Raw genomic sequence first — 6398 nt, 5'->3', positions numbered from 1 at the left:
GTCGTGCAGGCGGGCAAGGCGAGCTTCAGCATCCCGATCGAGCTCGGCGCCGCCGACAAGACGGCCGGCAAGGTCGTGCCGCAAGTCATACTGGTGATCACGGGACCTCGCGACATCTCGGCCGCCGTGTTCACAAGGCCCACTCCGGCATCCGAGCTGCTGCCCAGGATCCTTGCCGAGATCGAGGCCCGCGGATCTGATTTCTCCGCCACCGCCAAATATTTCCGGCTCGGCGGATAGCATGGACGCCGATGGAAATCCGCCGCTCGCGTTCTTCCTTCCCGCCCGTCCTCCCGCCACGCAAGCTGCGTGATCGGGCCCGAACCCTGCTTGGCCTGATCGGCCGCGCCAGGCCTGCCGCCATCCCGGTCGCGGCACTGCTGGCGGTCCTATCGATCGGCCAGGCGCGCGCCGAGTTCACGGTCTGCAATCAGACGCTGGATGTCGTCAATCTCGCGGTCGGCCAGAAGGTCGACAATGCTGACCAGACGGACGGCTGGTGGACCATCGGCGCGAACCAGTGCGTCAACGTCATTCGCGAGGAGCTGACCAACCGCTACATCTACATCTACGCGACGGACGTCTTCGGCCACGCGATCCTGACCGGCTCGACCGAAATGTGCATCGACCGGCGCCGCTTCTCGATACGCGGCATCGACGAATGCTGGCAGCGCGGCCATATCGCGGCGCGGTTTGTCGAGGTCGACACGCTCGAACAGGTGCGGTGGACATTCTTCCTGACCGGGAACAGCCCGTGACGCACAGTATCGACACGAGCTTCAAGCTGAAAAGGCAGGCCCGCCTGGCCTCGCGCAGGCGCAAGCTCTGGCGCCGGATCCTTGTCGGTCTTGCGGCGATCGTCCTGGTTTCGATCGGCATCGGTTTCTACCTCACCGCCGACTACTGGTCGTTCGGCGATGAGGATGAGGAATTGCAGGCCGTCGACGGCACGGAGGACGTCCCGGCCGACGCCTCGGTCTATGTGCCCGCCATCATCGACCTTGCCGGGGACCCGATGTGGATCACGCTCGCCCCCGATGCCGACACTTCGACGAAAGCCCATGCGATGGCGCGGCCGGCCGAACTCGATCAGGCCGGGATCTCGCCGCAGATCGAGGTGCTGTCGGACGTGATGCTCAGCGCCAGCGAGAAATTCATGACGACGATCCCGTCGACGCAGGAGGATTTCGCCTTCTTCCAGGCGCAGCGGCAGACCGCGTCCCCGCCGTCCGACGACCTGCAGGACGATCTTCAGCCGCCGGCCGGCGACCTGCAGAACGATCTGCAGCCGACGCCTGTCCCCGACGAGGCGCCGGCCGCTGCGGGACAGCCGGCGGACGCCGACGATCCGGAGGCCGGCTGGGGCGAAACGATCGATGCGGGCGAGGCAGCCCTGCCCGCATTCCAGAAGACCCAGATCGAAAACAACACCAGCGTCGCGACCGTCACCAAGGAATACCAGCGCTTCGAGGCGACCGAAGACAGCTTCGTGAAGATCCTCAACGACCGCAGCCTGGACAGCGTGGCGCTCGATGCGCATTTCTCGGCCGAGGACGCCAAGCTGGCGGGCGAAGCGCTGAAGGCGCTGTTCAACCGGGAAAGCCTGGAACCGGGCTATGTCGTGGCGATGCGCGGCTTCAGGCCGACCCGCGAGGCGACGACGATGTCACTCATGCAGGTCTCGATCTACGCCAAGAACGTGTTTGTCGGCACGCTGACGCGCAACGCCGCTGGCGCCTTCGTATCGGGGGTCGATCCCTGGGTCCGCGAGGACCTGTTCAACTATTCGGGCGCGCCGGAGGAAGGAACGCACAAGCGGCAGTATCGCCTGCTCGACGCGATCTATTCGACGGCCGCGCGCAACAAGGTTCCGACCGGCGTGATCGGCGAAGCGATCATGTATCTGTCGCGGGGGCAGGATCTCGACGCCTTCGCCAGCGAGGACCAGCGCCTGGTGCTGATCTACTCGCAGACGCCGCGCGGCCAAAGCGAGATCTCCGGACGGGTCCTCTATGTCGGCGTCCAGGGCACGGAAAAGAGCCTCGACTGTTTCGTTTTCCAGCAGAGCGACGGCCAGTTCGCGTGCGTCACCGGCAATGACGAGGTTCGTTCGCTGGCAGTGACCAACGGCATGGTCACCCCGGTCAGCGGGGTCATGACCTCGACCTTCGGCCCGCGCAAGCACCCGATCCTCGGCACCGTTCGAATCCATAAGGGCGTCGACTGGGCCGCTCCGGTCGGCACACCGATCATGGCCGCCTTCGATGGCGAGATCACGTTTCAGGGCGATGGCGGCAGCTACGGCAATCTGGTGAAGATCTCGCATCCCAACGGGCGCGAGACGCGCTATGCGCATATGCAGAAATTCGCCATCGCCAGCGGCGTCGGCACCAAGGTGAAGGCCGGCGACGTCATCGGCTATATCGGCACCACCGGGCTTTCGACCGGCCCGCATCTGCATTTCGAGCTCTACCAGGCCGGCGCGGCTATCGATCCGCTGGGAACGGTCACCACGGTTGCCGCCTACGCTTCCGGCGGTTCTGGCGGCACCGGCGATGCTGCCGTCGAGACGCTGACCGACCGCATCGTCCATGTCGAAAGCGGCGGCAGCGCGCGGGCCAAGAACCCGCTTTCCTCGGCGACGGGCGCCGGCCAGTTCATCTCCAAGACCTGGATCCGGATGATGAACACCTACCGCCCCGATCTCGCCCGCTCGCTGTCCACCGCCGACCTGCTCGCGCTTCGCTATGATGCGACGCTGTCGCGCGAGATGGTGCGCAACCTGGCGCGCGAAGGCGAGGCCTATCTTCGCGCCCGCGGCCATCAGATCACCGCCGGCCGTCTCTATCTCTGCCATTTCCTTGGCATGGAAGGCGCGCATCAGGTGCTGGCGGCGCCAGGCGCGTCGCAACTGAGCGCCGTGCTCGGCTCGGCCGTCATCCAGGCCAACCCGTTCCTCACCGGCAAGACGGCCAGTTACGTCGTGGACTGGGCGGAGCGGAAAATGGGGCAGAAGGCCCCTCGCATCGCCACCGACGCGGCGCAGCAGACGACGACCACGACCGAGATCCGGCAGACGTCGCCGGAATTCGAGAAGTACAAGCAGGCCGTCACCGCCCTTATAGGCTCGCTTCAGAACACCCTTTAAGCCCGCCGTTGGTGTTCCCTGCCGCCCGGTGATATTATCGGCGAAATTTTTTCGGGCCTGTCGTGAACCATGACTGTGGTTGAGATCACAGACGCCCAAGAGCCATTTTTGGCAGAAGCGACTGTGTCGCCGACGAAACTAGCATGCGCAGACATCACTAGCGCGCCCCGCTGGGGCGGAGGGCTGATCCATGAAAGCGTTCGCCGTCTTTCTGAGCGGATTCATACTGTTCGTCCTGGCCTCGCTTGGCGCCCAGGCTGCGGCCTCCGATAGTGGCGCGCCCGACGCCAAACGCGTCGCGCTGGTGATCGGCAACAGCAAATACGTCCATGCCGTCGCCCTGCCCAATCCCGCCAACGACGCGCATCTCATTGCATCGACGCTGCGCAACGCCGGCTTCGACGTCATCGAAGGGGTAGACCAGGACAATGCGGGCATGCACAGCCTCATCAGCCGGTTCACCGAGCAATCCTACGATGCCGACCTCGCCGTCATCTACTATGCCGGCCACGGCATGCAGGTGGACGGCAAGAACTTCCTCATTCCGGTCGATGCCGAGTTGACCTCGCCGGCCTATCTCAAGACCCGCACTGTCCAGATCGACGAGTTCATGGCGGCGCTGCCGTCCGATCCGGCGGTCGGCGTCATCATCCTCGACGCCTGCCGCGACAATCCGCTGGCCAGGACGCTTGCCGCATCGCTGCCGAAGTCGCGCTCGCTGGGCGCCGGCCTGGCGCCCGTCGAAGCCAAATCGGAAGGCGTCGGCACCGGCGGCATCCTGATCGCCTATGCGACCGACCCCGGCGCCATCGCCTTCGACGGCAACGGCGTCAACAGTCCCTACTCGACCGCGCTCGCCAGGCATCTGACCGAACCTGGCGTCGAGATCCAGAGCGCGCTGACGCGCGTGCGCGGCGAAGTGACCGAGACCACGCAAGGCCGGCAGCGGCCGTGGCACAACGCGTCGCTGGGGCGTGAGGTGTTCATGGGAAAACCTGTCGTGGCGGCGCCCGCGGCAAAACCCGCCGCCGACGCGCCCAACGCCGCGGCGACATCGGCCCCCGGTCTGGTGGTCGGCGAAGCTCCGTCCTGGGAAGTCGAGCAGCGGCTGTGGGACGAAGCCTCGAAGAAGAATTCCATTCCGTTCTACGAGGCCTATCTCGACCAGTTCCCGAACGGCCGTTTCGCGACGGTGGCGCGGTTGAACATCGACGAGTTGCAGGATCCGAAAGCCGAAGACCGAAAGGTCGCGGCCCTCGATACGGATGAGGCGGATGCCAATTCCGGCTCCACGGTGCGCACCTCGGTTGGCATTTCGGACGAGATGAAGCAGGCGCTGGGCAGCGAGCAGACGGAAAACGCCATCGGCCTCGACCGCGAGGGCCGGATCGACCTGCAGTTGCGCATCGAGGCGCTTGGCAACGAACTTGGCCGCGTCGACGGCAATATCGGGCCCAAGACCCGCCAGGCCATCGGCGACTGGCAAGAGAGGAACGGCCTGCCGCCGACCACCTTCCTGACGCGCGAGCAACTGGCCTTCCTGGTGGTCCAGACCGATCCGATGATGGAGGCCGGCGTGCCAAGCACGCAGCCGACCAGGCCCGCGCGGCGGCGCCGAAAAAGCAGGTCGTGCAGAAGGCCCGCACGCCGAAGGCGGTGGCGCAGAAACCCCGCAGGAAGCAACAGCAGGTCGTTCAGGCGAGGCGCAACCGCGACACGCTGGTCGGCCGCGAGGAACCCCCGCCGCCCCAGGACAACAACAACGACTTCCTGACCAAGGCGCTGATATTCGGCACCGGTGTGGCCGTGGGCGGCGCGCTCAAGAACTGACGCGCCAGGGGCATCCCCGGATGGCGCGAGGGCAGGCTATGTCGGCCCAAGCTACTGAGTGCTGATCCGCATCTCCACCCGGCGGTTGACCGGATCATAGGGATCGGGGCTGCGCGGGTTCTTCTCGCCCATCCCGATGGCCTTGATGCGGGCAGCGTCGACGCCGCTGGACGTCAGGAAGGCGGTCACCGAGCGTGCCCTTCGCTGCGACAGTCCCTCATTGTAGTGGACCGTGCCGGACGCGTCGGTATAGCCTTCGACGACGAAGCTGAGGGAGCTCAGCCGGCTGTCCTTCAGCGCCTTGGCGAACTCGTCGAGTTCCGCGCGCGCCGTCGCATCGAGCTCGGCCGAATCCAGTCCGAAATTGACCAGCATGTCGAGGCCTGCCTGTTTGGCCGGGGCTTCCTTCGTCTCGCTTTTGCTCTTGCACTCGTCTTCGCTGCCGACGCAAATTCCACGCGAAGCGCCGAGTTTGCCCTCACCGGCAAAGAACTTCACGATATCTTCCGATTTCTGAAGCGGATCGGCAAAAGCCTGGCCCGACACAAGCGCGATCACCAACACTAAGGCTGCATTGCCCAATTGCATAACCGTTACTCCCGTCTGAGCATCCGATTTCGCCAGCCGGATCATATCAAATTCCGGAGCAATTGTCTGTCGGCGACATCGAAAATATACGGCATTGCCGACAGTGGCCGCTCCGCGGCCGAGCAAGGCTTGACCGTTGCCTCGCCGGAGGCTTGAGTGGTTGTTGTCCCTCAGGGAAGGCGTGGCAGCCATGGCCAATGAGCTCCGATTCAAAACGGCACGGGATCTTTTCATGGCTTGTCCCGCTGTTGCCGAGGACATGAGCGCCCCTCCAACCGAGCAAGCCTCGATCGAGTTCTGCCGCGCCCTGCTCGCCGGGCCGGTGCCCGAGGAGGCGATCACGTTCTGCGCCTATCTGCTTGCCGAACGGGCTGCCGTCTGGTGGGCGCATGAGTGTCTGAGCCACCTGACCGACCTGCTCGACGGGCAGGATCAGGAACTGCTCATGCTTGTCGGCGACTGGGTCAGCGAACCGGACAATCCCCGGCATCATGCCGGGCTGAGCAGGGCCGCGGCGATGCCGCCGACAACCCCCGCCGCCTGGATCGCCCTGGCGGCGGCATGGCGCGGCGACGGTTCGGCCGCGGAAACCACGGCGCGGCCTGTCGCGCGGCTGTTCCCCGCCGCCCATGCGGTCAATGCCGGGATTCTGTCGGGACTGGCGCGTGTCGCGCTCGCCGATCGCTTTTCCGTGCTTTCAGCCTTCGTCGAACTGGGCATCCAGACGGCAGAGATCGATGCGATGCGTCAATCGACGGACGCCTAGTTAGTGAAATTCCGGAAAAAGTGCGCGGCAGCGGCTTTGCTGGCCTATTTGGCCACGCTTATCCCC

The 6398-nt window shown here is 65.2% G+C and carries 6 protein-coding genes; 5 read left to right on the top strand and 1 reads right to left on the bottom strand.

Annotated elements, in window-relative coordinates; translation table 11 throughout:
- The 4 genes from EN780_RS24940 to EN780_RS24925 all read left to right on the top strand — a co-directional run.
- Nucleotides 1-240, top strand: a 240-nt coding sequence (locus tag EN780_RS24940) for a hypothetical protein (RefSeq protein ID WP_133372705.1), incomplete at its 5' end; no start/stop codon positions are given.
- 11 nt (nt 241-251) lie between these two features.
- Nucleotides 252-758 carry a DUF1036 domain-containing protein gene (locus tag EN780_RS24935; protein ID WP_245500115.1) on the top strand — a complete coding sequence of 169 codons (507 nt, stop codon included), beginning with the start codon at nt 252-254 and terminating at the stop codon, nt 756-758.
- Complete coding sequence (locus EN780_RS24930) at nt 755-3148, top strand: M23 family metallopeptidase (RefSeq protein ID WP_128275606.1); 2394 nt, start codon at nt 755-757, stop codon at nt 3146-3148. Before EN780_RS24935 ends, EN780_RS24930 begins: the two co-directional genes overlap by 4 nt.
- A gap of 190 nt (nt 3149-3338) precedes the next feature.
- Nucleotides 3339-4922: a caspase family protein gene (locus EN780_RS24925; RefSeq protein WP_245500113.1), complete on the top strand. Its 1584-nt coding sequence runs from the start codon at nt 3339-3341 to the stop codon at nt 4920-4922.
- A 107-nt stretch (nt 4923-5029) separates the two neighbouring features.
- On the opposite strand, the gene EN780_RS24920 is transcribed toward EN780_RS24925, so the two are convergent.
- Nucleotides 5030-5566 (bottom strand): OmpA family protein, encoded by a 537-nt coding sequence (locus EN780_RS24920; RefSeq protein ID WP_128275607.1) that lies wholly within the window; start codon nt 5564-5566, stop codon nt 5030-5032.
- Between the two features lie 232 nt (nt 5567-5798).
- On the opposite strand from EN780_RS24920, the gene EN780_RS24915 reads away from it, so the two are divergent.
- Nucleotides 5799-6332, top strand: coding sequence for a hypothetical protein (locus EN780_RS24915; protein WP_245500112.1), 534 nt, complete (start codon nt 5799-5801; stop codon nt 6330-6332).
- The last annotated feature ends 66 nt before the right edge of the window (nt 6333-6398 follow it).

The sequence above is a fragment of the Mesorhizobium sp. M4B.F.Ca.ET.089.01.1.1 genome (assembly GCF_004022605.1).
GTDB classification, from domain to species: domain Bacteria; phylum Pseudomonadota; class Alphaproteobacteria; order Rhizobiales; family Rhizobiaceae; genus Mesorhizobium; species Mesorhizobium abyssinicae.
This window is presented reverse-complemented; position numbering and strand designations above follow the sequence as displayed.

What these genes read in the sequence shown, in the direction of transcription:
- EN780_RS24925 (WP_245500113.1), top strand. Translation starts at nt 3,339, where the DNA reads ATGAAAGCGTTCGCCGTCTTTCTGAGCGGATTCATACTGTTCGTCCTG.
- EN780_RS24935 (WP_245500115.1), top strand. Translation starts at nt 252, where the DNA reads ATGGAAATCCGCCGCTCGCGTTCTTCCTTCCCGCCCGTCCTCCCGCCA.
- EN780_RS24920 (WP_128275607.1), bottom strand. Translation starts at nt 5,566, where the DNA reads ATGCAATTGGGCAATGCAGCCTTAGTGTTGGTGATCGCGCTTGTGTCG.
- EN780_RS24915 (WP_245500112.1), top strand. Translation starts at nt 5,799, where the DNA reads ATGGCTTGTCCCGCTGTTGCCGAGGACATGAGCGCCCCTCCAACCGAG.